Origin of the sequence: Peptococcus simiae (genome assembly GCF_046569735.1) — a bacterium.
Taxonomy (GTDB): Bacteria; Bacillota; Peptococcia; order Peptococcales; family Peptococcaceae; genus Peptococcus; species Peptococcus simiae_A.
Genome location: NZ_JBKICG010000003.1, coordinates 103,125 through 129,072, shown reverse-complemented (window position 1 = coordinate 129,072; position 25,948 = coordinate 103,125). Strand labels below are relative to the sequence as shown.

24 protein-coding genes, 2 tRNA genes and 1 pseudogene are annotated in these 25,948 nt (G+C 53.8%); 21 read left to right on the top strand and 6 right to left on the bottom strand.

The features are described from left to right. Positions 1–55: 55 nt before the first annotated feature. On the bottom strand, positions 56–1,186 hold the full coding sequence (gene nspC, locus ACLGL1_RS02345; protein ID WP_411007184.1) for a carboxynorspermidine decarboxylase: 1,131 nt from the start codon (positions 1,184–1,186) through the stop codon (positions 56–58). Then, a pseudogene (locus ACLGL1_RS02340) lies at positions 1,186–2,388 on the bottom strand (saccharopine dehydrogenase family protein); the annotation flags it as partial. The gene nspC and the pseudogene ACLGL1_RS02340, both read right to left, overlap by 1 nt. Before the next feature lie 304 nt (positions 2,389–2,692). Between ACLGL1_RS02340 and ACLGL1_RS02335 the strand changes: the two are divergent. The 17 genes from ACLGL1_RS02335 to ACLGL1_RS02255 all read left to right on the top strand — a co-directional run bounded on the left by ACLGL1_RS02335 (position 2,693) and on the right by ACLGL1_RS02255 (position 18,244). Further along, positions 2,693–4,147, top strand: coding sequence for an aryl-sulfate sulfotransferase (locus tag ACLGL1_RS02335; RefSeq protein ID WP_411007183.1), 1,455 nt, complete (start codon positions 2,693–2,695; stop codon positions 4,145–4,147). A 138-nt stretch (positions 4,148–4,285) separates the two neighbouring features. Beyond that, on the top strand, positions 4,286–4,864 hold the full coding sequence (locus ACLGL1_RS02330; protein WP_411007182.1) for a nitroreductase family protein: 579 nt from the start codon (positions 4,286–4,288) through the stop codon (positions 4,862–4,864). Positions 4,865–4,888: 24 nt separating this feature from the next. Beyond that, the gene (locus ACLGL1_RS02325; protein WP_411007181.1) at positions 4,889–5,137 is read left to right on the top strand and encodes a metallophosphoesterase family protein; all 249 of its coding nucleotides are present in this window, start codon (positions 4,889–4,891) and stop codon (positions 5,135–5,137) included. Then, complete coding sequence (locus ACLGL1_RS02320) at positions 5,047–5,397, top strand: YfcE family phosphodiesterase (protein WP_411007187.1); 351 nt, start codon at positions 5,047–5,049, stop codon at positions 5,395–5,397. The genes ACLGL1_RS02325 and ACLGL1_RS02320 overlap by 91 nt, the downstream gene beginning before the upstream one ends. Positions 5,398–5,544: 147 nt before the next feature. Continuing rightward, positions 5,545–5,991, top strand: a complete 447-nt coding sequence (locus ACLGL1_RS02315; protein WP_411007180.1) for a universal stress protein — start codon at positions 5,545–5,547, stop codon at positions 5,989–5,991. A 157-nt stretch (positions 5,992–6,148) separates the two neighbouring features. Beyond that, positions 6,149–6,577, top strand: coding sequence for a universal stress protein (locus ACLGL1_RS02310; RefSeq protein WP_411007179.1), 429 nt, complete (start codon positions 6,149–6,151; stop codon positions 6,575–6,577). A 23-nt stretch (positions 6,578–6,600) separates the two neighbouring features. Next, the gene (locus tag ACLGL1_RS02305; protein ID WP_411007178.1) at positions 6,601–8,145 is read left to right on the top strand and encodes a pyruvate kinase; all 1,545 of its coding nucleotides are present in this window, start codon (positions 6,601–6,603) and stop codon (positions 8,143–8,145) included. Then, positions 8,132–8,605, top strand: a complete 474-nt coding sequence (locus ACLGL1_RS02300) for a hypothetical protein (RefSeq protein WP_411007177.1) — start codon at positions 8,132–8,134, stop codon at positions 8,603–8,605. Before ACLGL1_RS02305 ends, ACLGL1_RS02300 begins: the two co-directional genes overlap by 14 nt. Continuing rightward, complete coding sequence (locus tag ACLGL1_RS02295; RefSeq protein ID WP_411007176.1) at positions 8,595–9,308, top strand: CDGSH iron-sulfur domain-containing protein; 714 nt, start codon at positions 8,595–8,597, stop codon at positions 9,306–9,308. Before ACLGL1_RS02300 ends, ACLGL1_RS02295 begins: the two co-directional genes overlap by 11 nt. 14 nt (positions 9,309–9,322) lie before the next feature. Further along, positions 9,323–10,003 carry a response regulator transcription factor gene (locus ACLGL1_RS02290; protein WP_411007175.1) on the top strand — a complete coding sequence of 227 codons (681 nt, stop codon included), beginning with the start codon at positions 9,323–9,325 and terminating at the stop codon, positions 10,001–10,003. Next, positions 9,981–10,949 carry a sensor histidine kinase gene (locus ACLGL1_RS02285; protein ID WP_411007174.1) on the top strand — a complete coding sequence of 323 codons (969 nt, stop codon included), beginning with the start codon at positions 9,981–9,983 and terminating at the stop codon, positions 10,947–10,949. The genes ACLGL1_RS02290 and ACLGL1_RS02285 overlap by 23 nt, the downstream gene beginning before the upstream one ends. A gap of 134 nt (positions 10,950–11,083) precedes the next feature. Beyond that, positions 11,084–11,851, top strand: a complete 768-nt coding sequence (locus tag ACLGL1_RS02280) for an ABC transporter ATP-binding protein (protein WP_411007173.1) — start codon at positions 11,084–11,086, stop codon at positions 11,849–11,851. After that, positions 11,835–13,859: an FtsX-like permease family protein gene (locus tag ACLGL1_RS02275; RefSeq protein ID WP_411007172.1), complete on the top strand. Its 2,025-nt coding sequence runs from the start codon at positions 11,835–11,837 to the stop codon at positions 13,857–13,859. The genes ACLGL1_RS02280 and ACLGL1_RS02275 overlap by 17 nt, the downstream gene beginning before the upstream one ends. A gap of 305 nt (positions 13,860–14,164) precedes the next feature. After that, positions 14,165–14,587 carry a MaoC family dehydratase gene (locus tag ACLGL1_RS02270; protein ID WP_411007171.1) on the top strand — a complete coding sequence of 141 codons (423 nt, stop codon included), beginning with the start codon at positions 14,165–14,167 and terminating at the stop codon, positions 14,585–14,587. 12 nt (positions 14,588–14,599) lie between these two features. Further along, positions 14,600–15,664, top strand: coding sequence for a poly(R)-hydroxyalkanoic acid synthase subunit PhaE (locus ACLGL1_RS02265; RefSeq protein WP_411007170.1), 1,065 nt, complete (start codon positions 14,600–14,602; stop codon positions 15,662–15,664). 12 nt (positions 15,665–15,676) lie between these two features. Next, entirely contained in the window at positions 15,677–16,747 is a 1,071-nt protein-coding gene (gene phaC / locus ACLGL1_RS02260) for a class III poly(R)-hydroxyalkanoic acid synthase subunit PhaC (RefSeq protein ID WP_411007169.1), read from the top strand. Between the two features lie 156 nt (positions 16,748–16,903). Next, positions 16,904–18,244, top strand: a complete 1,341-nt coding sequence (locus ACLGL1_RS02255; protein WP_411007168.1) for an MATE family efflux transporter — start codon at positions 16,904–16,906, stop codon at positions 18,242–18,244. A 32-nt stretch (positions 18,245–18,276) separates the two neighbouring features. Here ACLGL1_RS02255 and mprF read toward each other — a convergent pair whose 3' ends face one another. Continuing rightward, the gene (gene mprF, locus ACLGL1_RS02250; protein ID WP_411007167.1) at positions 18,277–20,868 is read right to left on the bottom strand and encodes a bifunctional lysylphosphatidylglycerol flippase/synthetase MprF; all 2,592 of its coding nucleotides are present in this window, start codon (positions 20,866–20,868) and stop codon (positions 18,277–18,279) included. A gap of 150 nt (positions 20,869–21,018) precedes the next feature. Between mprF and ACLGL1_RS02245 the strand changes: the two genes are divergently transcribed. Next, positions 21,019–22,113: an iron-containing alcohol dehydrogenase family protein gene (locus tag ACLGL1_RS02245; protein WP_411007166.1), complete on the top strand. Its 1,095-nt coding sequence runs from the start codon at positions 21,019–21,021 to the stop codon at positions 22,111–22,113. Between the two features lie 226 nt (positions 22,114–22,339). Here the strand turns inward: ACLGL1_RS02245 and ndk are convergent, their stop codons facing one another. The 3 genes from ndk to glyA all read right to left on the bottom strand — a co-directional run bounded on the left by ndk (position 22,340) and on the right by glyA (position 24,829). Next, the gene (gene ndk / locus ACLGL1_RS02240) at positions 22,340–22,741 is read right to left on the bottom strand and encodes a nucleoside-diphosphate kinase (RefSeq protein ID WP_411007165.1); all 402 of its coding nucleotides are present in this window, start codon (positions 22,739–22,741) and stop codon (positions 22,340–22,342) included. 203 nt (positions 22,742–22,944) lie between these two features. Then, positions 22,945–23,583 (bottom strand): uracil phosphoribosyltransferase, encoded by a 639-nt coding sequence (gene upp / locus ACLGL1_RS02235; protein WP_411007164.1) that lies wholly within the window; start codon positions 23,581–23,583, stop codon positions 22,945–22,947. A gap of 10 nt (positions 23,584–23,593) precedes the next feature. After that, a complete protein-coding gene (glyA, locus tag ACLGL1_RS02230) occupies positions 23,594–24,829 on the bottom strand; it encodes a serine hydroxymethyltransferase (protein WP_411007163.1) in 1,236 nt (411 codons plus the stop codon). 289 nt (positions 24,830–25,118) lie between these two features. Here glyA and ACLGL1_RS02225 point away from each other — a divergent pair. From ACLGL1_RS02225 to ACLGL1_RS02215, 3 genes are all read left to right on the top strand, one after another. Further along, a tRNA-Thr gene (locus ACLGL1_RS02225) sits at positions 25,119–25,191 on the top strand. Between the two features lie 4 nt (positions 25,192–25,195). After that, positions 25,196–25,268, top strand: a tRNA-Thr gene (locus ACLGL1_RS02220). 278 nt (positions 25,269–25,546) lie between these two features. After that, positions 25,547–25,783, top strand: a complete 237-nt coding sequence (locus tag ACLGL1_RS02215) for a helix-turn-helix domain-containing protein (protein ID WP_091791516.1) — start codon at positions 25,547–25,549, stop codon at positions 25,781–25,783. The last annotated feature ends 165 nt before the right edge of the window (positions 25,784–25,948 follow it).

Genomic DNA, 25,948 nt, shown 5'->3' with positions numbered 1-25,948 from the left:
CTCTATTCCGAGTTGGGGACCGCTTTTTATGCTTTTTCGTCAAGGACCGGGCGGCTTAGAGCCGGCCTTTAAAGTTTTCGTAGCCAAATGCCCGCAGGACCCGCCAATCGTCCTCTGAGGGCTTGCCCGATAAAATTGTCGGTAGGGGCATCCCGTTAAAGGTATTGGTCTTAACCATGGTATAGAGGGCCATATCCCCAAAAACCAGGCGGTCGCCCGGTTTTTGGGGGTCGTCAAAGGAATAGTCCCCGATGACATCTCCGGCCAGGCAGGTCGGGCCGGCCAACCGGTAGGTGTGCTTTTTCTCATGGGGGTTACCGCTATTGGCCAGGGGGGGCCGGTAGGGCATTTCGATGACATCCGGCATATGGCAGGCAGCGGAGGTATCCAGGATGGCGATATCGATTTCGTTGTGAACGATATCCACCACGCTGGCCGTCAGGGTGCCGGCATTTAAGACCACCGCTTCCCCGGGTTCCAGGTAGATTTGTAGCCCATAGGTCCGGCTTAGGACCTGGACACAGTTGATGAGGGCGTCGACATCATAGTCGGCCCGGGTAATGTGGTGGCCACCGCCCAGGTTCAACCAGCGCATGAGGGGGAGGTACTCGCCGAATTGGTCTAGAAAGGCGTCCAGGGTTTCCTGGAGGGCATCGAAGCCCTGCTCACAAAGGGTGTGAAAGTGGAGTCCTTCAATCCCCCGCAAGTTTTTGCCTAGGACCTCCTTCTTGAGGATGCCCAGGCGAGACCCCGGGGCACAGGGGTCGTAAATACCCCCGTCCTGGGTGGAATGGTCCGGGTTGATCCGTAAACCGCAGCTCTTGCCGGCAGCCAGGGCCCGGGGGCCAAACTGCTCCCACTGGGCAAAAGAATTGAAGGACAGGTGGTCGACGTATTTTAAAATCTCATCAAAGTCCCGCTCCTGGTAAGCCGGGGAAAAGATGTGGGTTTCCTTGCCCATTTCCTCATGGCCCAGGCGGGCTTCATAGAGGCCGCTGGCCGTTGTGCCGGCCAGGACCCGGCCAATCATGGGGTAGAGGGCGAAGTTGGAGAAGGCCTTTTGGGCCAGGAGAATCTTGGCCCCGCTTTCATCCTGGACCCGGCCCAGGATGGCCAGGTTTTTGGCTAAGGCTTCCTCGTCAATGGCAAAGAAGGGGGTTGGCACATCTTTTAGATGTAAACCCATTAGTCCACCAGCTCCGGTGAGAAGTCTTCCCGCCAGGGAAGGCCCCATTTATTGAGGTTGTCCATAAAGGGATCCGGATCGAATTCATCGACGGTGTAGACCCCGGGCCGGTCCCACTTGCCCTGGAGAACGAGCATGGCGCCAATCATGGCCGGAACCCCGGTGGTGTAGCTGACGGCCTGGCTGCCCACTTCCTTGTAGGCTTCCTGGTGGTCGCAGACATTGTAGAGATAGTAGGTCTTGTCCTTACCATTTTGTTTGCCCTGGAAGATACAGCCGATATTGGTTTTACCAACGGTTCGGGGGCCCAGGGATGACGGGTCCGGTAAGACCGCTTGTAAGAATTGCAGGGGGATGATTTCCTGGCCCTGGAATTCAATCGGTTCAATGGAGGTCATGCCGACATTTTCCAGGCATTTTAAGTGGGTCAGGTAGCTTTCGCCGAAGGTCATAAAGAAGCGAATCCGTTTGAGGCCGGGAATATTTTTAGCCAGGCTTTCCAATTCTTCATGGTAAAGGAGGTACATATCCTTTTTGCCCACTTGGTCAAAGTCGTATTCCCGTTTGATTTCCATCGGTTCGGTTTCGACCCATTCGCCATTTTCCCAGTAGCGGCCGTTAGCACTTACTTCCCGGATGTTGATTTCCGGGTTGAAGTTGGTCGCAAAGGGATAGCCATGGTCGCCGCCGTTGCAGTCCAGGATATCGATGTAGTTGATTTCGTCAAATTCGTGCTTTAAGGCATAGGCCGCAAAGACCGAGGTGACCCCGGGGTCAAAGCCGGAGCCCAGGATCCCGGTAATGCCGGCTTCCTTGAACTTGTCCATGTAGGCCCACTGCCATTTGTATTCAAATTTAGCGGTGTCGGGATGTTCGTAGTTGGCCGTATCCAGATAATGGGTCTTCGTTGCCAGGCAGGCGTCCATAATCGACAGGTCTTGGTAGGGAAGGGCCAGGTTGACGACAATGTCCGGTTGGTAGTTATTGATGAGGGCGATGAGCTCGTCCACATTGTCGGCATCGACCTGGGCGGTCGTTAATTTGGTTTTCGTGTCCTTGCATCTGCTCACAATATCTTTACATTTGAATTCAGTGCGGCTGGCAACCATGACGTCCGTAAATACATCATCATTCTGTGCCATCTTTTGCACAGCTACAGAAGCGACGCCACCGGCGCCAATCACTAGTGCTTTTCCCATAAAAACCCTCCTAAATTTGTCAAGTTCGGTGTTTTCTCCTAGTGCTTACCCGATAAGGGTAGGCAACTACACCCTTGGTGTGGTCTGTATCTAGTTGCATTATAGCTAAACTGGCTTTCCGGTACAAGGGAGGAATGAGGGGGCCGGTGGCGCCGCCCGGCCTTGAGATTGATGGCGGCTATAGGCTCATAGACAAAGACAATTGCCGAAACCGGGCCTTTTCCGTGACATGTGTGACAATTTAGATTATAATGAGTTTAGATGTAAATGATAAACTTGCTTAGACTTATAAAAGGAGTGGACTTTAGTGGGACAACCGTTTATTCACCCCACCGGGGTAACAATGTATGATCCTGAAAAATGCTGGAACGGGTACAACTTAGTTGCAGCAAAAGACGTAGGCGCTGTGCTCTTTGACATGCGCGGTGAAGTCGTTCGGGTATGGAAAGACTTAATGGGCTTCCCGAACAAACTTTTACCCGGCGGTTATGTCATGGGGAGCCGGGGCCTTCGTGATGGCAAGTTCGGCTACCAGGACCAAATTGACCTGGTTCAAGTGGACTGGGACGGCAAGATCGTCTGGAAGTTTGACAAAAAAGAATACGTTGAAGACGAAGGCAATGAACCCATGTGGATGGCTCGTCAGCACCACGACTACCAACGGGAAGGGAACCCGGTTGGCTACTACGTCCCCGGCATGGAACCCAAAACCGATAGCGGGAAGACCCTCATCTTAACCCACGAAACTGTTGAAAATAAACGCATCTCCGACCAACGGCTCCTGGATGATGTCATCATCGAAGTCGACTGGGAAGGCAACATCGTCTGGGAATGGCGGGCCAGCGACCATTGGCGTGAATTTGACTTTAATGACGCCGCTAAACTCGCCCTCTACCGCTACCCCAACATGCACTCCGTAGACGGTGGTGTCGGCGACTGGGTCCACCTCAACTGCGCCAGCTACCTGGGCCCCAACAAGTGGTATGACAAGGGCGACGACCGTTTCCATCCGGACAACATTATCTTCGACAGCCGGGAAGCCAACTTCATGTGCATCATCTCCAAAGAAACCGGCAAAGTCGTCTGGAAACTCGGCCCCGACTTCCAATCCAAAGAAGAACGCCGGATCGGCCAAATCATTGGGCCCCACCACACCCACATGATCCCCAAAGGCCTGCCCGGTGAAGGCAACATCTTAATCTTCGACAACGGCGGTTGGTCCGGCTATGGCGTGCCCTCCAACATCGCCCCCAATGGGACCAAAGTCAACGTCATGGACCGGTCCCGCGTCCTGGAAATCAACCCCGTTACCAAGAAACTCGTCTGGGAACTGCGCGGCAGTGACATGATGGGCTACGGCGGCCCCGGCGTCAACGACTACCGCTTCTACAGCCCTCTGACCTCAGACGCCTGCCGTCTGCCGAACGGGAACACCTTCGTCACCGAAGGCGTTGGCGGTCGACTCTTCGAAGTGACCCCGGAAAAAGAAGTGGTCTGGGAATGGATCTCCCCCTTCGGTCCGGACGCCACCTACATCTACTACCGCGGCTACCGCTACCCCTATGAATACGTGCCCCAGTTACCGAAACCGGACGAAACCCCGATTCCGAAACTGGACATCAAGAAATTCCGGGTACCCGGCGCCGCAGACTGCGAAGTGAAGAACGTCGTAGAAGTCGAAGGGACCTGGGGTTATCCTGACCACGTCCAATCCTGCGTATCTGCAGAAGACGACGATGACGCCCCGTCCTCCCTCTTCTAAAAACCGGTATATTAAGACCGTAAACCCAACCTCCGGCCCAGCCGGAGGTTTTTTACTTTTTCGGTCTTTTGGGTATATAGTTTATACCCTTATTTATATACTGGAGTCGGATTTATAGAAAATAGGGAGGATATTCTGATGGACTTACAGACCTTACTGGAAAAAAGACGGACCTATCGGAAATTTGATGAATCTAAACCCCTTAGTCCCAATGACCGGGAGGCCATTTTGCAAGCGGTACAGACTGCTTCATCAGGGATGAACCGGCAGAGCCTGCGCTTTATTTCTGTTGAAAGCCAGGAAAAAGTCAGCCAGGTCTTTGACCTGACCCATTGGGCTGCCAGCCTGCCGCCAGAATTGGGCCAGCCCAAGCCCGGCGAGCGGCCGGTCTACTTTGTAGCGGTATGTGCCCATGAAAAATCCAGTCCCTTTGTAGATGTTGACAAGGGCCTGGCCATTTCCAATATGACCCTGACCGCCATGGACCGGGGTATTGGCTCCTGTATCATCGGCAACTTTAACCATAAGAAGATGCAGGACCTGTTAGGCATTGGCGAGGACTATACCTGTAATCTGGTGCTGGCTTTCGGTTACCCGACCATTACTTCTACCATTAAAGAAGTCGCTGCAGGGGAAGACCTGTCCTACTATTTAGATGATGATGGTCAATACATTGTTCCCAAGTTAAAAATAGAGGACCTTGTCCGCCGGGTATAATGTCCGCTTTATCAGGAGGTAGCCATGAAAGTAGGTGTTTTATCAGACACACACGGGTCCCTTTACCACACCAATCGGGCCCTGTCTTACATGGAGGATTGCGATCATATCCTCCACTTGGGTGATGTCCTTTACCACGGTCCCCGGAACCCGGTTCACGATAGCTATACGCACCGGCAGACCTGGCCGCCTACCTGTCTGACCGGCGGATTAGCTTTGTGCGGGGCAACTGCGATGCAGATGTGGACCAGATGGTCATTGGCCAGGATTTGACCCAAAAGGTCCGGCTCTGCCACTTTGGGCCCCTGGTTATTTATGCCGTCCATGGCTATGAAGAAAGCCTGGAGACCCGCATTCAGCGGGCCCTAGAAGCCGGGGCCAATGTCCTGGCCTGGGGCCATACCCACATAAAGGTCCTGGAAGAAATAGAGGGTTTGACCTTACTGAACCCAGGCAGTACGACTTTGCCAAAAGACGGGAGCCATTCCTGTGCGGTCTATGACCAGGGCCGCTGGGGCTTTTACACCTGGTAGACCTTGGACCAAGGCCGGCTGATTGAGCCGGCCTTTTTCTTTATTGGCCAAGGGGCCTGGCCAAAAGCGGGCCCCTTATGGTGAAAGTGGTCAAAGGGGTATATAATTAGATAGAAAGATAGTGCAAGTTTATATAAGGAGGTCACTATGGCTGGCGGTTATGAGAAAATTTTAGTCCCTTATGATGGGTCTGAGGCCTCAGAAAGAGCCCTTGCCCAGGCCAAGGTCTTACAGGAGATATGTGCTGCCCAGATTACCCTCTTGGAGGTCCTGCCTAATGGCCTGGAAGCCCGGGACCAGGTCAACTACCACATGCTGGACCGGCCCCGGACTGTTGATCCGGCCAGCTACCGGGCAGCTGAGGCCAACTTAAACCAGCTCAAGGCCAGCTTTCCCCTGCCGGATAGGGTCCAGGTCCTTTTGGCTGAGGGGCCGGTTGCCTCGACCATTATCGAGACCATTGACCGGGAAGGCTATGACCTGGTGGTCATGGGGTCAGAGGGTCTGGGCCACGCCCTGAAGCGGTTCCTCTTGGGGTCGGTTACCAAGTATGTCCTGGAGCACGTGGATATTCCGGTCATGGTTCTTTCCTGACCGGTTGTAAGCCGGCAAGCCCTTTATTATAATAGGAGCTATAGTGCTTGAAGATGAGGCAAAAAGGCTTGAGTGGGCTAAGGGTTGGCCATGACTGACCGGATGCCCTGATTCAATCCATACCGGCAGCGGTTGCCGGCAATGAAAGGTGGTAACTATGATGAAGCATATTCTCTTACCGATAGACGGGTCTGAATGTGCCCTGCGGGCAGTGGCAGCGGCCAATGAAATGGCCCTGGCCTTCGGGGCCAAGGTGACCCTCCTCTATGTCATCCCCGACCCGCGCAAGGAAGGGGTCATCCAGGGGCAGGAGGCTATGATTTTAAGTGAAAGCAAGGCAGCCCCCCTGGCCCGGCAACATTTGGAAAAGGCCCAAAAGGCCCTGGATGCAAGTGTTCAGACGGCCATTTCCCTGCAAAAAGGGGTGGTCAGCCGGACCATTGAAAAAGAAGCGGCCTCTAATGACTATGACTTCATCGTCATGGGGACCGAAGGGATGGGGTCTGCCCTGAAAAGGCTCCTTTTAGGGAGTGTGACCCGGCACGTTTTAGAACACGTCAAAATACCCGTTTTAGTTATTCGTTAGTCATAGGGAGGAGAGGGGAAATAATGGCCAATAGCTATGACCTACAAGAACCGCAAGTACTGCTGGACGACCTCCTGGCCCTCCGCAAGGATGTATATGAAGAAGGCCAGGAAATCTACAATGTTTGGGACAATACCATCGACCGGGATGAATTTAGGCCCAGTGCTTTAAATATGGCCTACTACATGGCCCTCCGCCGCCGGAATATCGTGGACATCCAGGAGGCCCTGTCGGCCTATGGCCTGTCATCCCTGGGCCGGGCTGAGTCCCGGGTTATGCAAAACCTGGACGCCGTCACTCAGACCCTATCCATGGTGGCGGATGGCTGTGGCCGCGAGTTGGACTATGCCGAGTTTACCGACCAGTACCGGGGCCGGGAGTACCTGGAGGCCCAGAGCCTGGAACTCTTTGGCCAAAAACCGGCGGAGCGGGATACCCATATCATGGTGACCCTGCCGCCGGAGGCCGCTACAGACGGGAAGTTTATCCGCCGCTTAATTGAGGCCGGGACCACCTGCCTGCGGATCAACTGTGCCCATGATAACCCGGAGGTCTGGATGGCCATGATCCGCCATGCCCGGAAGGCCGAGAAGGATACCGGCCGGTCTTTGAAAATTTGCATGGACATTGCCGGCCCGAAAACCCGGATCCGCCAGCTGCTCAGTGCCCGTCAAAACCCGGTGGTCGTCCCCGGCGACCGGCTCTTTTTAACCGGCCGGACCATCCTGGAAAACTTTGCCGGCTGTGACCTGGTCATCTCCTGTACCCTGCCGGAAATGATCCCCTACCTGATGGAGGGGGACCATGTCTATATCGATGACGGCCGGGTCATTGGCCGGGTGGTCGAACGGCAGCGGGCCGGGGTCCTGGTGGAAATTGAAAAGGTCCTCAAGGAAAAGGGGGTCCGGCTGAAGGCCGAAAAGGGCCTCAACTTCCCGGATGCAGATATCCCCATTGATATCATCACCGACCAGGACCGGCAGGCCCTGGACTTCATCTGCCAACATGCCGACATGGTGGCCGTCTCCTTTGTGAAAGACGCCCGCGATATGATCCTCCTGCAAAAGGAACTGGAAGACCGGCTGGGGGACCGGGCCGGGCAAATGGGGGTTATTGCTAAAATTGAAACGCTCTCCGGGGTCAATAACCTGCCGGAAATTATCGTCCAAGGGGCTGGGAAAAACCCCTTTGGGGTCATGATTGCCCGGGGGGACCTGGCGGTGGAAGTGGGCTATATCCGCTTGAGTGAACTCCAGGAAGAAATCCTGTGGATTTGTGAGAGTGGGTCTATTCCGGTCATTTGGGCCACCCAGGTCCTGGAAACCATGGTCAAGAGCGGGATCCCGACCCGGGCTGAAATGACCGATGCCGCGTCCAGCCGCCGGGCCGAATGTGTCATGATGAACAAGGGGCCCCATATCTTTGAAGCGGTGGAAACCCTGGCGGCCGTCCACGAGCGGATGATGTACAATGTCAGCAAGAAGGCCGCCAAGCTCCGGGCTTTAAATATTGCCATTAAACTTTGGCCCGATGCCGACGACTTGGAGGATAATCGTGACAGCCATTAAAGAACTGGAGGACTTGCTTTTGGCCGTCCGGAATGAATCGCCGGATGATTTTGCAGACTTTTTCTATGCCACAGCAGTAGATGTCGGCACCAACTTTGATGATGCCGAGAGCTACTTTGACTTTATGGAGCCGGCCCGGCTGACCGGCCGGTTGACCGACCTGGTGGCCGCCGGCATAGACGAAACCTTTTTAGTCCAGGCCATGCTGGACCATATGGGCCGGTGGCTGGCCGATGAGCCTCGCCGGGCCCGCCGGCAGTGGCGGCACAACCAGGCCCAATTGGCCGATCCCGCCCTGCCCAAGCAAGTGAGAGAGATGACACAGGAGACCTTAGGCCGGTTAACGGCCGAAAAAGAGGAAGAGAACTGGCTGCGTTTAACGGCCAGATTTGAGAAGGAAAGGGCTGACCGCTTTTCCCTTCTCTTCTGGCAAGGTCAGGAAAGGGGACATGATGGCTAAAGAGGAGAAAAAGATTATTGTTACAGAGGCAGGACCCTATAAAGTCCAGGGAAATATCCCCCTGTACAAGGAAGTCCTCCGGAAAAATGAAGATGGCAGCTACCGCTGGGATGAGCGAGAGGCCCTTGAGGGTGCCGCTGACAACTACCGGCTCTGCCGGTGTGGCCGGACCGACAAGCAGCCCTTTTGCGACGGCAGTCATGCCAAGGGCGACCGGCCCTTTAAGGGGACCATCCGGGCCCCTTTTGATACAGTAGACGACCGGGCGGTGGTCCTGGAAGGGGCTGGGGTCAACCTCCAGGATGACATTGACCTCTGCAGTTGGAGCCGCTTTTGCCATACGCCCCATGGCAAGGTCTGGGACCTCCTGGACAAAAGTGACGACCCGGAAGTCAAAGACTGGCTCATCCAGGGCTGTGTCGACTGCCCCAGTGGCCGGCTGACGGCCATTGATAAGGAAAGCGGAGAGCCCATTGAACCGGACCTGCCCATGGAAATCGTCGTGACCCAGGACCCGGAAGAAGGCATTTCCGGCCCCCTCGTGGTCCGTGGCGGGATTCCCATTGAAAATGCCGAGGGCCAGGCCTGGGAAGTCCGGAACCGGGTCACCCTATGTCGCTGCGGCGGGTCCCACAATACCCCCTTCTGCGATGCCCGGCATAAGACCATCTCCTTTGATGATGGTGACTTACAGGCAGAATAAGGAGGCCGGACCAGGTGGCCAAGATACTTGTAGTAGAAGATGATGGTATCATCCGGACCCAGATGGCAGCGGCCTTACAGGCCCATGGCCATGTTGTGATTGAGCATGATGGCAGCCAGGACCCGGCAGCCCTTTGCCAGGCGGAAGTGCCGGACCTCCTGGTGATGGATATTGGCTTGTCCCGCAAAAACGGTCTCTACTGGTGTGAACTGATTCGGCGGCGGTCCAAGCTGCCGATTTTAATCGTTTCGGCCCGGCGGGAAGATGTAGACCTCATTACCGGCATGGCTGTAGGGGCAGATGATTACCTGGCCAAGCCCTTCGCTCTGTCGGTTTTTGTGGCCAAGGTGCAAGCCCTTCTGCGGCGGACCTATGACTATAATACGGAACCGGCCCAATTGACCCTGGGCAACCTGTTTTTTTACCCGGAAGAAATGCGGGCTTTGGGCCCTTTGGGCCAGGTGGACCTTTCAGCGACGGAAGGGGCCATCCTGGCCCAACTGTTGCGGGCTGCCGGCGGTTTTGTAAGCCGGGAGGGGCTGGCCTTGAACCTTTGGGAGGGGGCCCACTTTATTGATGACAATACCCTGTCGGTCAATGTCAGCCGTCTGCGTAAAAAGTTAGAGGGGACCGGGGCCTCGGTAATGATTCAAACGAAAAAGGGATATGGGTATGGGATTATGGAAAAGAATTAAGGGCAGCCTGGGCCCGGAGGCCCGGACGGTCATCGCTGTCTGGCTGGTGACGGTAGGCCTTTTGGCCAGCCTGGGTCTATTGGTCCGGGTGCCGGCGGTGGTGGTCCTTTATGGGCTTGGCCTGGCCGCCCTGCCTTTAGGGGCGGGCCTAGTTAGCCTCTACCTTAAGGGACGGCGCCGGCAGGCGGCCCTGACAGCCGGTGAAGAAGCCGTCCTTGATGGCCTTTACTCGCCAGGAGAGCTAGAAGCCCTGAGGTCTATTTTTGCCCAGCAAGCCGACCTGCGTCGCCGGCAACAGCTGGCTCAGCGGACCTTAACCGATACTTTTTCCATGTGGGCCCACCAAATTAAAACCCCTCTGGCGGCAGCCAAGCTCCTGGCCGCTGACCAGGATCCGCCTTCCCTGCCCCTGCGAAATGCCCTGGAAACCATCCGGGCCTATGTTGATATGGCCCTGACCCAAGTGGCCCTCAGTGAAAAGGACCCCTACCTGGACCTGGCCCCCTGCAGGATTGATGCCGTCCTGGAGGAGGTCCTGCAAAGGACGGCTGGCCTATTTTTAGCCGGGCAGGTTCAATTAGCTTATACACCGACCCGGCTCCAGGTGACATCGGACAGCCGGCTATTGGCTGTCCTTTTTGAGCAAGTGCTCACCAATGCGGCCAAGTACAGCCCGGCCGGCCAGGTGACTATTTTTGCTGAAGGTAGCCGGGTCATCATCCGGGATACCGGCTGCGGCATTGCTGCCGATGAATTGCCCCGGGTTTTTCAGCGGGGCTATGCCGGCAGCCGGGGGCGGTTGGATGACCGGGCCTCAGGCATGGGCCTGTATGTGGCCCGGCAAATTGCCGATTACCTGGATATAGGCCTGGATCTGACCTCAAGGCCTCAGCAGGGAACCACAGTGATCCTGACCTTCCCGGTGTATAGTCTCCGGCAAGAATAAAGCAAGCACAGCCAAGGTAGGGCTGTGCTTTTTTGATGCTTACAAAAGTGTAAGAAAGGGCGGAGGATTGTAAGCTTAAATAAAGGCAGGGAAGGGCTTCTTTTGCTATCCTAGTCATGAAAGGAGGGTGACGCATGACTTTATTGAGCGTTAACCACTTAAGTAAAAGCTACCGGACCGGGGCAGGGGCCCCTCCCCATCGGGTTTTAAGGGATGTTCATTTTTCCGTGGACGCCGGTGAATTTGTCGCTGTCATGGGGGAGAGCGGGTCCGGAAAGACAACCCTGCTGAATTTAATCGCCAGCCTCCTAGACCTGGAAGAGGGGGATATCCTCCTCCAGGGCCAGTCCTACCGGGATATTCCGGCGACAAAAAAGGCCCGGTTCCGCCGGGAGCAGATGGGTTTTGTCTTTCAGCAGTTTAACCTCCTGGATACTTTTACCCTTAGGGATAATATCCTCCTGCCCCTCGTTTTATCCGGGGTCAGGCCGGGGGATATGCCCGGTCGCTTGACGGCAGTGGCCGGTCCCCTGGGCCTGGAGGACTTGCTGGACCGGTACCCGGATGAGGTCTCCGGTGGCCAGGGCCAACGGGCCGCTATCGCCCGGGCCCTTATCATCCAGCCTAAGCTCATCCTGGCCGATGAACCGACCGGGGCCCTTGATTCCAAGGCTGCCACGGCCCTCCTGGAGACCTTTGGTCAATTGAATGCGGCTGGCGAAACCATCCTCATGGTGACCCATTCGGCCCTTGCAGCGGCCTATGCCGGCCGGGTCCTCTTTTTGCGGGACGGGATGATCTACCATGAGCTCTACCGGGGGGACCTCTCCCGGCAGGCCTTTGGCGACCGGATTATGGAGAGTCTCCAGCTGGTCTTAAAGGGTGGTGAGGGCCATTTTTAATCGGATCTATTGGCCGATGGCCCGGGCCAGCTTTTCAGCCAACCGCCGCTTTTGGTGGCCCTATGGCCTTGCTGTAGCGGTTATGCTGGCCCTTTTTACCGTGGTCTGTAATATCGCCCAAACCCCCTATGCCAGAGCCTTGTCGGGTGTTGCCCTTGTCTTGCAGTATGGCCGGTGGGTGACAGCTATTTTCACCCTGGTCTTTGTCTTATATGGGGGCAGCTTTATCCAGGGGATGCTCCGCCGGGAAATGCAGCTCTATAATATTCTGGGTCTGGAAAAGGGGCATATCCGCCGCCTGATGGCTGTCATCCAAGGAACCTTTTCTTTTTTGGCGGCTACGGTGGGCCTGGCCCTGGGCTACGCCCTCAGCTTTTTCTTTCTCCTCTTGCTTACCCGGTTAACCGGCCAGGACCAGTTGAGCCTGGATCTATCCTTGGCCGGCTTTTTAGAAACCCTGGCCATCATTGCCGGCATTTTGCTGGCTAACAGCTTACTGGCCATCCTTAGGGTGGGCCGACCGGTCAAGACCCGGACCTTTCTCAAACGGCACAGTCGGCTGGCAAAAACCCTAGCCATCGGGCAGAGCCTCCTGGCCCTGGCCTGTCTTGGCGGGGGCTACTGGCTATCCATGACGGTGACCAGCGGCCTTGAGGCCTTACGTCTATTTTTTTGGGCGGTCCTCCTGGTCATGGCCGGGACCTGGCTGCTCTTTAGCGGCGCCCTGGTCCTGTTACTGGAAGGCCTACAGAAAAGGCCGGGCTTTTATTACCGCCAGGGGCCCTTTATGACCATTGGGGGTATCCTGCCGCGGATCCGCCAGCACGGGATTGGCCTGGCCGGGGTAGCCATCTTACTGACCATGGCCATTGTCAGCATCAGCTTTACGGCCACCATGTATAAGGAGTCGGACAATACCGTTCAAGAGCGGATCCCCTTGGACTACTGGGCCGGCTATAGCAGCAATACGGGTCAAGGTCTATCTATCCTTGATGGCTACAAGCAGTTGCACCAGGTCAGCCGGCAGGCTGACGATCAAATCCGTCGGTTTTCAGACCAGGTGGGCCATCCTTTGGCTAAAAGCGATACCCGGTACAGCTACACCTTCTTTGCAAAAAAAACCGGTCATGCCTACCGCTTGGCAGATACCGATGGCGGTAAAGAGGGGTCCTTTATCCAGCTGGCCTCGGCTGAAAACTATCCCGGTCCCCGACCGGCCCCCGGTGAGGTCATCTGCCTGATGAAGGCGGCCCCGGCTAAGAGCCTAACTCTTGGCGGCCAGACCTACCGCTGCAAGACCCTAGGCCAGGAAGACCGCAAAAGGCTGGTCAAGGCCGTCTATGGCACAGATGACGCGACCTTTGATATGATTGGCTCCCTGCTCTTTTCCAACGAAGAGACCGTTTTCACTGTCTTGCAGGGCTTGCAAGCAGAAAGGGCTGATGGCCGGGTCATCATGAATGCCGACCTCCACTGGTCCCTTGAGGGGAAGGTATCGGATGAGACCTACCTGGCCCCCTTAAAGGAGACCCTACAGGCCCAGTCCCCGGCAGGCATGGACCCGCCTCAGGTCAATTCCCAGACCAACCTTTTGTCGGAATTTTTATACCTGAATGGGGCCATCCTCTTTATTGGTATCCTCCTGGGCTTGGTCTTTATGACCGGGGTGGTCTTGGTCACCTATTTTAAGCAAATATCGGAAGCCTTGGCCGACCGGCGGCGCTACCATACCATGCAGGAAGTCGGCATGGATGAGGGGATGGTTCGGCGAGTCCTGGGTTGGCAAACCCTAATCCTCTTTGCCCTGCCCATCCTGGTGGCCTGCATCCATGCCCTGGCCGCCTACCCCATGATCAGCCTTATGCTAAGGACCATTGGCTTTAACAGTGCCAATAGTTACTTTTCAGTCATTATCCCGGTGGTCTTAGCAGTCGTGCTGGCCTATATTGCCGCCTACCAGCTGATTGCCCGGACCTATAGGGATATCCTTATCCGCCATAGCCATTAACAAAACCTGCCTCGAGGGAAAAACCCTTGAGGCAGGTTTTTTGATAGAAAGGATTAGAAATAATAATGGAGTGGATGTTTATTTATTCATTGGTGGCGTTCAGGTGAAAATAAGGAAGAAAGAAGTAAAAGATACTTGAATGTTTAAAAAGAATAGTATGATTACTGAAGTCATACTAAAAAATTCTAAAAATAACTCAAATAAGGGTGTTATAAAGGTGGATTAAAATGGTATGCTAATAATAGGGGGAGGCTAAAAGACACCGGATATGTATTTTTATTCAGGGAAATGAAAGGAGAATCGTTATGGCCAGTTTGCAGGATATTCCTTATGACCAGTTGACCATCGGTGATACGGCTGAACTATCTAAGACGATGACAGATGATGATGTACAGTCCTTTGCAGAGATATCCTTGGATCGGAACCCCCTTCATTTAGATGATGATGCAGCTCGGAGGTCTATTTTTGGGCAGCGGGTAGCCCATGGGATTTTAAGTGCTGGGTTGATATCTGCTGTTATCGGTACCCAGTTGCCGGGGAAGGATACCATTTATCTAGAGCAGACCTTGAAGTTTACGGCACCGGTATTTATAGGCGACCAGATTACCGCTAAAGTCACTGTAACGAATAAAAATGACGCTAAACATATCATTCAGCTGAAGACCCAAGTTACCAATCAAGACGGTAAGATGGTCATTGATGGGACCGCCACAGTAGTCAAAAAATAAGGAAGGATTTATATGACGAGTCAAAATAATGATTTTTTCAGCCAGTGGATGCAGGTGCAGAAGGATATGATGGACAGCTGGCAAAAGAATATGGCCCCTGACTACCAGGCGAACCCTTGGACAAGTGGTGCTTGGCTAGGAGACTGGTGGAAACAGATGACCAAGGCTTTTACGCCTGGTGTATTCGGGTCTTTTGCTGCCAATCCCATGGACCCCTTGGGATCAATAAAAAATGCGCTGTCCTGGAAGGAAGCCCTCTACAAATTATGGCAGCAACTCTATGAGAACCAGGTTGAACCAGGAGGAGAGGCCTGGCAAGACCTCTTGGACCGCTCTCAAAAGCAGGGTGCGGCTTTTTGGCAGGCTCAATTCGCTGAGTTTTTTCCGAAGGAAATGCAGGAAACTCTTACTCACGCCCAGGCCCTATTTACAGCTGCTTCTGAAACGGTGACCAACTTATGGGGGCCCTGGTCCAAGGCCTTTGTGCCCCTTCAGGAAAGTATGATGCGGGGTATCATGCAGGATCCGGAAGCCCTTTTAGAGGCCTTTGATTTGTGGAAAAAAACCTATCATGAAACGATGGGCAAGTACCTGAATATGCCGATGATGGGGATCTCCCGTGAAGCGCAGGAAATGCAGCTACAATTGCTAGACCGGGTCATTACCTTCATGACCTACTATATGGCCTTAATGGTGCGGGTCAGCCGGGTGTCTCAGACAACCATCCAAGGCATCTTTGAGGCCCAGTCGGAAAACTTGAAAAAGGGCCAAGTCCCCCAAAACTTTGAGGCCTTTTATGATTTCTGGAAAAAGACCTTGTCAGCTGCTTTCGATGACCTATTTTATTCTGATGAATTCACCAAACTACTGACAGCTACTGTCAATGCTGGTATGGACATGAAGGTGCTCAGTAATAAAAATATGGAAAGCTATTTAAAACAATGGCCCATCCCCCTTCAGAGTGACATGGACAGCCTATATAAAAAAGTACATGAGCTACAAAAAGACCTACAAGCCCTGAAAAAAGAACTGGCCGATTTGAAAGATACTGGATCCCAAAATATTAAAGGACAATAGGGAGGGCTTTGCATGGACAATTTAGAAACAAAAACCTTAGAGGATTTCTGGCAGCGCAGTATGTATGTACAAAGTAAAGTATTAAGCGGCTTAGAAGTTTTAATGAATGTAGATATTTCAGGCAGCAATGCGACGGAAAAAGAATTGATTTTTTCAGATAATAAAATGAAGCTTTACCACTACCGGCCCAGGGTAGAAAAGACCAATAAGTACCCGGTCCTTATCGTTTATGCCTTGGTTAATAAGCAGTACATGATGGACCTCCAGGAAGACAAGAGCCTCATCCGGAATATGCTGGAAGGCGGCCAGGATGTATATATCATTGATTGGGGCTACCCAACTGCCGATGACCGTTACATGACCATGGCAGACTACATTAACGGTTACATTGACCAATGTGTGGACATCATCGCCGACCGCCACCAGCTGGCAAAGATTAACCTGCTGGGGGTTTGTCAAGGCGGCACTTTCTGCCTGATTTATACCGCTCTTCATCAAGAAAAAATAAAGAACCTGGTGACCTTGGTTACGCCGGTTGATTTTTCAACGGATGATGGTTTGCTCTTTAAGTGGGGCAAACACTTAGATATGGACAAAATTGTTGCGGCATATGGTAATGTTGCCGGTGAATTTATGAACAGTGGCTTTCTCCTGTTGAAGCCCTATGACCTGATGGTCGACAAGTACGTTAACCTCATTGATGACTTGGACGATCCTTCTAAGATTGCGAATTTCCTCCGGATGGAAAAGTGGATTTTTGACTCTCCTGACCAAACAGGAGAAACGATTCGGGAATTTGTCAATGCCTTTTATCATGAGAACCAGCTGGCCAAGGGCAGCTATAGCTTGGAGGGTGAGCCGGTCAACTTAAAAAAGATCACTTGTCCAACCCTGGCTATTTTGGGTAAAAAGGATAACCAGGTACCTCCGGCGGCTACCCGTCCGATGATGGACCTGATTGGGTCTAAGGATAAGGAGTTGGCCGAGTTTGATACCGGACATATCGGTATTTTTGTGAGCCGCCGCAGTCAAAAAGAAGTGGCGCCAAAAATCAACGAATTTCTTAATAAGCACGCTCGGTAACAGGAAAACTATAAAAAATGAGTCGCTTTTGGCGGCTCATTTTTTACGGGTCCTTTACTTGACAAGGGAAAAAATCCCCTTTAAGATGAAAACATACCAGTGGCTGCCCTTTTGCGATAGGGCGGTTTTCTTTTTTGCTTAATAAGGAGGGATTAGGTGGAGGTCAAGGGACTGAGACGAGATTTTACCCATTATGTCAGTTTGAACGCCATTGCCATGCTGGGCTTTTCTTTTTATGTATTGGCAGACACCTTCTTCATCGCCTATTACATTGGGGCGGATGGCCTGGCGGCCCTGTCCCTGGCCCTGCCGGTCTTTTACATTGCTATCAATGGGCCGGGGATCTTACTGGGAATCGGGTCAGCGGCGCTTTTTTCGATTTCTATTGGCAAGCGGCAGTTTAAACAGGCCAGCCAGTATAGCCAGACGGCCCTGGCCACCGGGGTGGTTTATGCCCTGGCCCTGACGGCCCTGTTCTGGCTCTTCCGGGATGAGGTTTGCCGGCTCATGGGGGCCGAGGGGCAGATTTTTTACTATGTGCGGGACTATCTCTCCTACCTGGTGACCTTTACCCTGGCCTTTGTCCTCTTCCAGGTCTTTTTAGCCACCCTCCGCAATGATGGGAGCCCCCGGGTGGCTATGGCGGCCATGCTGGTCGGGAACCTGGTGAATACGGTTTTTGACTGGTTTTTAATGGGGCCCCTGGATATGGGCCTGGACGGGGCGGCCTTGGCCACCGGGGCCTCGCCCCTAAGTTCTCTTTTGGTGGTGGCCATCCACTTTTTCAAGGATGACCGCTACCTGTCCTTGCGGCCCTTTAAGCCGGATTTCAGCCTCTTGCCGGCCATTGCCCGGACGGGCCTGCCGGCCTTTATAACAGATGCCTCGAATGGGGTTTCGACCTATGCCTTCAACCGGATAATCCTCTTTATTGCTAATGCCCTGGCGGTGTCGGCCTACAGCATTATTTTGAATACAGCCCTGGTCATTATCTATATCTTGACCGGGATTGCCCAGGGGGTCCAGCCGCTCTTGTCCCTTTACTTTGGCCGCGGTGAGCCGGATGCGGTCCGGCGGCTCTGGCGGTGGGCCATCCGGACCATGCTGGTGGCCTCTGTTGGCATCGTCGCCCTGGGCGAGGTTTTTGCCCCGACCCTTGTAGCCCTCTTTAATACCCAGGGGGATGCAGCCCTCCAGGCCCTGGCAACGCCGGGGATGCGCTACTATTACCTGGCCTTTATCCCGATGGCTCTGAATATCCTGGCGGTCAATGCCCTGGCGGCAGTGACCGATGCCAGGGCTTCGGTGCTTCTTTCCCTTTGCCGGGCCCTGGTTTTCCCCATTCCCCTAGTCATTATTTTAGGCAGTGTCTTCCACCTTACCGGGGTCTGGTTAACCATTCCTCTGGCAGAAAGCCTGACCTTCCTGGTCTTCCTGGCCTTATACCGGCACAGCCGGTTGGCCCAAGGCAAAAGCGTGCCCGTCACTCCGTCTTAGAGTAGAGTGAGGGCACGCTTTTTTATGTGTTTTTATGAGGCGAAGGGGTCGGTCGGGGTGCCGCCGAGGGCACGGGACTGGAAGCCTTCGGTTTGGTCGGTTGTTGAACTGTAATTAATGAGCAGGACCAGGTAGAGCAAAATGGTGGCCAGCTGGGCGCTATCGGGATAGACCAGGAAGACCGGGGTCCAGTTGGGCCGGAATTTACGCTTGTACCGGTGGAGGCCGCTAAAGGAGTAAATGCTGGTGCTGAACTGGTAGGCGGTCCGGATGAGCTTGTCCCGGCGGCCGGAATAGCGGCCGGTGCCGACATTGGCCAGGGGGGAGCTGCCCAGGTCGAAGGACCGGTAGCCAGCCTCCTTGGCCCATTCGAAGAGGCTGATGAAGAGCATGTCCATGACCCCGTCAGCGGCTGTCTTGCTATAGCGCATGAGATCGATGGAGAGGGTGCCATCGCCATAGTCCGGGACCTCGCTGGCAAAGGCCTGGACCCGGCCGCTGGCGTCACAGAGTTCGAAGATGGCGCTCTTTTGGAGGTAGGCCGGGTCGAAGCTGCCCAGGGAAAAGCGTAATTCATGGCGGCTGCCCAGCCATTCATCGGAAATTTTCTGCCAGAGGGCCAGTTGCTCCAGGCTGTGGGGTGGGGTGGTCCGGCGGAGGTAGAAGCCTTCCTTTTCCATGACCGACCGGGTATGGCGGAGGCCCCGGTTCTTTTTCCCGGATAGGGTAAAGCTGGTCAGGTCGACGGTCGCATTTTCACCCAGCTTTAAGAAGCGGAAGCCTTCATTAATGTATTCGGTCAGGTAGCGGGCTCCGGTACTATAGAAGGAAACCATCATACCCAGGTCATCGGCCTGGAGGATGAGCTCGGAAATGGCATCGTCCACATCCGCCGGTTCGCCGATGGGGTCGCCCAGGACAAAGATATGGTTCTTGTAGGGCCGGTAGAGCATACAGACGGTGCCGCTTGAGGCAAAAAAGACCATGGTGTCCCTCATATAGAAGAGGTGGCCGAAGGGGCCGGCCCCATATTGGTCCACCAGGGCCTCAAAGCGGGCCTGGTCGTCTGGGCCGGGAGGCGTAAAGGTCAAATACCGCCGGCGGGTGGCCAGGGTGGCCAGGGTAATGGCCAATAGCAGGAGGAAGAAGATCACTGCCCCGGGCACGAAGGCGCCTTCATAGAGGAGGCTATTGATAAAGGGCCGGTGGAGGACCTGCTCCCAGATGACCATAAAGAGGGTGTAGCTGGCCATGACCAGGATGAGCCCCACGCTCAGCTTGATGATCAGAGGCCTGCTGACCGGAATAGAGGGTTGGGTAAAGAGGGGCCGGGCCAGGATCAGGACCACAATAAAGAAGAGGAGGATGGCGGCTAGAATAATGTCCAAGCCCACCAGGAGGCTGGTGACCATCCCGAAGAGCAGGACCCAGATGGCGACGGTATTGGCGTGTCGCAGGCGGAGGTCAATACCCCGGGCCACAATAATGAGCAGGATGCCCAGGAGGATGGTTGCCCCCCGGGAGAAGAGGGCCAGGCTGAGGGGCATCAATTGGGCCAGGACATGGATACGCCAAAAAAGCGTCGGCAAGACCGCCGAAAAGAGGAGGAGAAGGCCACAAAAGGCAATCCCCACACTGAGCATCCGGGGGAGGATATCCAGGACCCGTAAGAAGAGGGCCGGATTCAGCCGGTCGGTCAGGACCTGGATAATGAGGGTGAAGAGACCGATGAGCCAGGGCAGGAGGGTGTAAATGAGTCTTTCTGCCAAGAGGGCCATGACCACTTCGGAAGGGCTGTGGCCCAGGCCGGCAAAAAGGGCCAGGACTGTGGCGTCAAAAGTGCCCAGGCCCCCGGGGACCATAGAGAGGATCCCGATAATGGTTGCCACCGTATAGACCAGGATGCCCTGGCTGACCGGAATAGACCGGGCAAAATAGTGGAGGACAAAGGAAAAGTAGAGGCTGGCAACCAGCCATTCCCCGGCAGAGAGGAGGAGAGTCTCCAGCCGCATCTTCCGGGAGAGAAAGGCCAGGGGGGACCGGTTATGGCGTAAAACCGGCAGCTGGTCCCCAAATAAGTAGAGGGGGCAGAGGGCGAATAAAATCAGGCAAAAGGGCAGGTAGGTGATTTTACCCAGACTGACCAGGGCAAAGGAGGCCGGCAGAGCCATCATAAAAAGGCCCAGGAGGGTAGAGGCCAGGATGCCGGCCGATAACTGGTAGGCCTGGTCTTCGTCGGCGCCAGCAGCGGTATAGAGCTTGAGCCGCAAGGCCCCGCCGGTCAGGCCGGCAAAGCCGACAAAGTTATTAAAGCTCTGGGCAATCCAGCCAATGGAAAAGATCCGCCACTTGGCCAGGTCCAGCTTAAAGTAGCGGGCAAAGAGCAGGTCGTAGAGGGCGCAGCAGCTAAAGGCTGCCAGGCCGCCGGCAATGAGGACCAGCCAATCCCTAAAGGCCAGCCGGCTGACCATGTGCTCAATATCCCGCATATTGATTTGCTTTATTTCATCCTTTAAGGTAAAAAAAATCACGACCATAAAAAATAAAGCTAGGGCGATTTGTAGGGGTGTTCTGTATTTATTTAAGAAGTCTTTCAAATTTTTTATCCATATTTGTCTAGGCAAAACATTTCCTCCTTTTTTCATATTATACAAGCTAGCCTTCAAATTATAAATCACAGATTTTGTAACAAAACTTGTCAGATAATTCCATCTGATGTATAGTAAAAATAGGTTGATGGATACAGAAGATGAAGGCGTATAGGAGGCCTAAGTATGGAAACAACGAGTGTATTTTTACCAAACTTCACAATCGGTGGTGCTGATGTCTATAAAAAGGTACCGGAAATTGCCGGTCCTTACGGGAAAAAGGCAACGCTCATTGGCGGGAAAACCGCTTTGGAAAAGGCGGAAAAGGCCATTGGCGAGGCCCTGGCAGGCAGCCCTATAGAGGTCCTCGGTTCCCTTTGGTATGGGGGTGAGGCCACAGAGGCCCATGTGGAAAGGCTCATGGCAGAGCCCCTGGTCAAGGAGGCAGACATGCTCTTTGCCGTTGGCGGCGGTCGGGCCATGGATACCGTCAAGGTCGTCGGTGACCGTTTAGGGAAGCCGGTCTTTACCTTCCCAACCATTGCTTCCAACTGTGCCCCGGTGACCAAGGTCTGCGTCTTTTATCACGATGACCACACCATGCAGGGCCTGATTTTTGCCCAGACTCCACCCAAGCATACCTTTATCAATACCCAGATCATCGCTGAAGCCCCGAATGAATATATTTGGGCCGGCATTGGCGATGCCCTGTCCAAGCAATACGAGTCTTCTTTTGCCTCCCGGGGCCTGACCCTGGCCCATTCAGACCAGGTGGGGGTAGATATTGGCCACAACTGTGCCCGCCCCCTGCTCAGGTATGGGAAGGAGGCCATGGATGATGTCAAGGCCGGCCGGACCAGTGAGGCCCTGGCAGAAGTGGTCCTGAATATCATCGTCACCACCGGTCTGGTCTCCGTCTTTGTCAAGAATGACTTTAACTCAGCGGTGGCCCATGCCATCTACTATGGGGCCACCTTCTTGCCGGCCCCGGCCAATGGTCAGGTCCGCCTCCATGGCCAATTGGTGGCCTATGGGACCCTGATCCAGCTCCTGGTGGACCAAGACCGGGAAAACTTTGAAAAGGTCTATGCCTTAAACCAGTCCATTGACTTGCCAGTTTGCCTGGCGGATATCTGGGTGGATACACCGGCCTTGAAAGACCAGATGATTGACCACGCCTTGGAGCAAAATGACCTCAAGGTGGTCCCCTTTGAAGTGACCCGGGACCTCTTAAGCCAGGCCATTGATGATCTGGAAGCCTACCATAAGAGCCAAGTCTAGGCCAAGGTTGAGCTTAATCATAAAAGGGGCTGGGTCAGAATGCGTAAAATCATTCGACACAACCTCATAAAAGCTCATTTTTACTTGTCATTTTTCTCACTCTAGGCTAAGATTAAAATAATTGTTGTAGGACATGTATATACCAACAAAGGCCAAGGCCCGTCTCATTTTTGAGACGGGCCTTGGCCTTTTTGGGGGCTATTTTGCAACAGCCTCTTTCTGAGCTTTAGTCGGCGAATATATTCGCAATCTCCCGGTCGGCACTTTCAGGGCTATCGGCCCCGTGGATGATATTTTCAGAAACTGTCAGGCCGTAGTCGCCTCGGATGGTGCCCGGGGCAGCCTTGAGGGGGTCGGTGGCCCCGATTAAGGCCCGGCTGGCGGCGACCGCATTGGGTCCTTCTAGAATCATGGGGACGACCGGAGCTGACGTGATGAACTGGACCAGGTCATCATAGAAGTCCTTGCCCTGGTGCTCTGCATAGTGTCTGGCGGCCTGGTCGGCGGTCAGGGTCACCAGCTTTAAGCCCACCAGGCGGAGGCCCTTGCGCTCAAAGCGGCTGATAATGTCCCCGATACAGCCCCGCCGGACCCCGTCCGGTTTCACCATACAAAATGTGCGTTCCATACCATCATCCTTTCCTGGATCACTATCCGGGCCTTGGCCTTCCTCCTTGAGGCCGGGCCGAGGCCTCTTTTATTTGTATCATAGCTAAAGGCTGCCGGTCCTGCAAGAGGGAGCTTGCCGGGTCGGGCGCCTTAGCGGTTACAAACAAGCCCCTCTTGCTGGTTGATCCAACAAAAGGGGTAGGTATGCTTGTCTTTTACGGCTTAGTCGGCGTCTACTGTACCGAAGATGCGGTCGCCTGCATCGCCCAAACCGGGGACGATGTAGCCATGCTCATTGAGCACCGGATCTTTTTCGGCCAGGTAAACCCGGACATCCGGATGGGCCTCATGAACTTTTTGCAGGCCCTGGTCGGTGCCTAGGATAGCGGCAAAGGTAATATCTGTAGCGCCCTGGCTTTTTAAGAAGTCAATAGCATTGCAGGCCGAGCCGCCGGTGGCCAGCATGGGGTCCAAAACAATAACATGAGCCTCTGTAACATGACCCGGTAGCTTGTGGTAATAGGGTTCTGGCTCTAGGGTCTCTTCATTACGGGCCATACCGATATGGCCGACAGAGGCACTCGGTACCACAAACTGGAAACCCTCCAGCATGCCCAGACCGGCCCGTAAAATAGGCACCAGGACCACTGACCGTTCAGCCAGGCGTTTACACTCGGTGCTGGCCAGAGGGGTCTCAACGGTGGTCGTGACCAGGGGGAAGTCCCGGCTGATTTCATAGGCCATGAGCATGGCAATTTCGTTAACGATTTGACGAAATTGGGGGGTAGAGGTGGTCTTATCCCGCAAGAAAGAGATTTTGTGGTGAATCAGGGGGTGGTCAAAAATATGTGTGAAGCCCATCAAATCCTCCTTAGTTATATAAGGGGAAGCGGTCCGTTAGGTCTTTTACCAGGCGTTCTGCTGCCGCATCATCTTTGTCAATCAGTGCTAGTTTCATAATTTCGGCAATCTGTTCCATTTCTTTTTCACCCATGCCGCGGGTGGTAACAGCCGGGGTCCCAATGCGTAAACCGCTAGTAACCATGGGCTTTTCGGTATCGAAGGGGATGCCGTTTTTATTGGTAGTGACACCTAAGTCATCTAAAATAGCCTCAGCTTCTTTACCGGTCATGCCAACAGCCTTGGTGTCAATTAAGATCAGGTGGGTATCGGTGCCGCCGGAAACCAGGCGGAAGCCTTTTTCGGTTAAAGACTTGGCCAAGGTTTGGGCATTATCAACGACCTGTTGCATATAGGCTTTGAATTCCGGTTTCAGGGCCTCGCCGAAAGCAGCGGCCTTGGCTGCGATGACATGCATTAAGGGGCCGCCCTGTAAGCCAGGGAAAATAGCCTTGTCAATGGCCTTGGCCAGGTCTTCCTTGCAGAGGATCAGGCCGCCACGAGGCCCTCGTAAGGTTTTGTGGGTGGTAGAAGTGACGACATCTGCATAAGGAACCGGGCTTTGGTGGAGGCCGCAGGCTACCAGGCCGGCAATGTGGGCCATGTCGACCATGAATAGGGCGCCGACTTCTTTAGCCACCTTGCTGATCCGTTCGAAGTCAATTTCCCGAGGGTAGGCGGAAGCACCGGCAACGATGAGTTTCGGCTTCACTTCCTTAGCCACCTTTTCCAGGGCATCATAGTCAATACATTCGCTTTCCTTATCGACGCCGTATTCGGCAAAGTTAAAGTAGGTCCCGCTGATATTGACCGGGCTCCCGTGGGTTAAGTGACCACCATGGGCCAGGTTCATACCCAGTACCTGGTCGCCCGGTTTTAAGAGGGCGAAGTAAACACCCAGGTTGGCATTGGCCCCGCTGTGGGGTTGGACATTGGCATGTTCAGCGCCGAATAGCTCTTTCAACCGGTCGCGGGCCAGGTCTTCAACGACATCCACGTGTTCGCAACCGCCATAGTAGCGCTTGCCGGGGTAGCCTTCAGCGTACTTGTTGGTCAGGACAGAGCCTTGGGCAGCCATAACCGCCCGGCTGGTGAAGTTTTCAGAGGCAATCAGTTCAATTTTGTCCTGTTGACGCCTTTCTTCGGCGTCAATGGCATCTGCCAGGGCAGGGTCCGACGGACGCACATACTTATCAATATAATCCATGTATAATCCCCCTCTTTTTTATTGTACATAGCTTTCATATAAAACTGGCAATATTATAGCGGATTTAGGAAGTTATTGCAATAGTCTAATAACGTAGGCAGGGGCAGGCTAAGCTTTTCCAGGCCCGGCCGGGGCTGTCTTCTCCTGCCCTTGCTTAGGAGAGTGACTGAGGGCTCTTTTTCAGGCCTTTCCAGATGATTTGAGAGGGATTCTTAATTGAAAAGACTAAATAAAATTTGCGTTATTTGCGCTTGCAAAAACTAGGGCCTTTTGCTATACTGAGTCGTACGCCGATATAGCTCAATTGGTAGAGCAGCTGATTTGTAATCAGCAGGTTGCGGGTTCGAGTCCCATTGTCGGCTTAGTGCTGATGTGGCTCAGTTGGTAGAGCAGCTGATTCGTAATCAGCAGGTCGCCGGTTCAAGTCCGGCCATCAGCTTAGGCCTCGGTCGTGAGGCCTATTTTCTATGTGGAAAAAGACATGGCAGGGATTTATGCAAATACTTAAAAGATTAGACCTGAAACCTGGGTCTTTCTGACTAATAAATGAAAATTTTGAGAGTTTGGTATTATTTTGGTATTATATATAACACTTGACGATATCTAATTGATAGGGCATAATACTCAAATGAGGACATAAAGACCGACCTTCAAAATATACAGCAAAGCATTGAGATGGTGCTGTAGACGATAAGAATAATCTAGGGGGAATAGACCATGACCAATGAATCCATCTATGAAACCAAGCAAGCGCTGGTACACGAAATCTTAAAGACCAGACGTGAGCGCAATATGACCCAAAAAAATATTGAAGCAGCCTGTGGTGTCAAGCAGCCCGTCATTGCACGCATGGAACGTGGCCTGACCGACCCCCAGTTGACGACCATTTTAAAAGTACTGGCCCCACTAGGTAAAACCCTGGCCATTGTTCCCCTGGATGTTGACGAGGACTAATTTATATTTTTATATTATTATTACAATCGCGGACAGTGGTGTCTGCGATTTTTTTATAGCTGAAATCTTGTGGGCATTCATTGACGAAAAGCCCCTCGCCGTTGTCTTTACGACCCACATCTATTACAATAGTTAAAGGACTATTTAAGCTTAAGGAGGGGGCAG

Excerpts from the sequence above, each read along its gene's own strand:
- ndk (WP_411007165.1), bottom strand. The coding sequence starts at position 22,741 with ATGGAACGCACATTTTGTATGGTGAAACCGGACGGGGTCCGGCGGGGC.
- ACLGL1_RS02285 (WP_411007174.1), top strand. The coding sequence starts at position 9,981 with ATGGGATTATGGAAAAGAATTAAGGGCAGCCTGGGCCCGGAGGCCCGG.
- phaC (WP_411007169.1), top strand. The coding sequence starts at position 15,677 with ATGGACAATTTAGAAACAAAAACCTTAGAGGATTTCTGGCAGCGCAGT.
- ACLGL1_RS02215 (WP_091791516.1), top strand. The coding sequence starts at position 25,547 with ATGACCAATGAATCCATCTATGAAACCAAGCAAGCGCTGGTACACGAA.
- upp (WP_411007164.1), bottom strand. The coding sequence starts at position 23,583 with ATGGGCTTCACACATATTTTTGACCACCCCCTGATTCACCACAAAATC.
- ACLGL1_RS02310 (WP_411007179.1), top strand. The coding sequence starts at position 6,149 with ATGATGAAGCATATTCTCTTACCGATAGACGGGTCTGAATGTGCCCTG.
- ACLGL1_RS02280 (WP_411007173.1), top strand. The coding sequence starts at position 11,084 with ATGACTTTATTGAGCGTTAACCACTTAAGTAAAAGCTACCGGACCGGG.
- ACLGL1_RS02265 (WP_411007170.1), top strand. The coding sequence starts at position 14,600 with ATGACGAGTCAAAATAATGATTTTTTCAGCCAGTGGATGCAGGTGCAG.
- nspC (WP_411007184.1), bottom strand. The coding sequence starts at position 1,186 with ATGGGTTTACATCTAAAAGATGTGCCAACCCCCTTCTTTGCCATTGAC.
- ACLGL1_RS02270 (WP_411007171.1), top strand. The coding sequence starts at position 14,165 with ATGGCCAGTTTGCAGGATATTCCTTATGACCAGTTGACCATCGGTGAT.
- ACLGL1_RS02330 (WP_411007182.1), top strand. The coding sequence starts at position 4,286 with ATGGACTTACAGACCTTACTGGAAAAAAGACGGACCTATCGGAAATTT.
- ACLGL1_RS02315 (WP_411007180.1), top strand. The coding sequence starts at position 5,545 with ATGGCTGGCGGTTATGAGAAAATTTTAGTCCCTTATGATGGGTCTGAG.
- glyA (WP_411007163.1), bottom strand. The coding sequence starts at position 24,829 with ATGGATTATATTGATAAGTATGTGCGTCCGTCGGACCCTGCCCTGGCA.
- ACLGL1_RS02245 (WP_411007166.1), top strand. The coding sequence starts at position 21,019 with ATGGAAACAACGAGTGTATTTTTACCAAACTTCACAATCGGTGGTGCT.
- ACLGL1_RS02305 (WP_411007178.1), top strand. The coding sequence starts at position 6,601 with ATGGCCAATAGCTATGACCTACAAGAACCGCAAGTACTGCTGGACGAC.
- ACLGL1_RS02325 (WP_411007181.1), top strand. The coding sequence starts at position 4,889 with ATGAAAGTAGGTGTTTTATCAGACACACACGGGTCCCTTTACCACACC.
- ACLGL1_RS02295 (WP_411007176.1), top strand. The coding sequence starts at position 8,595 with ATGATGGCTAAAGAGGAGAAAAAGATTATTGTTACAGAGGCAGGACCC.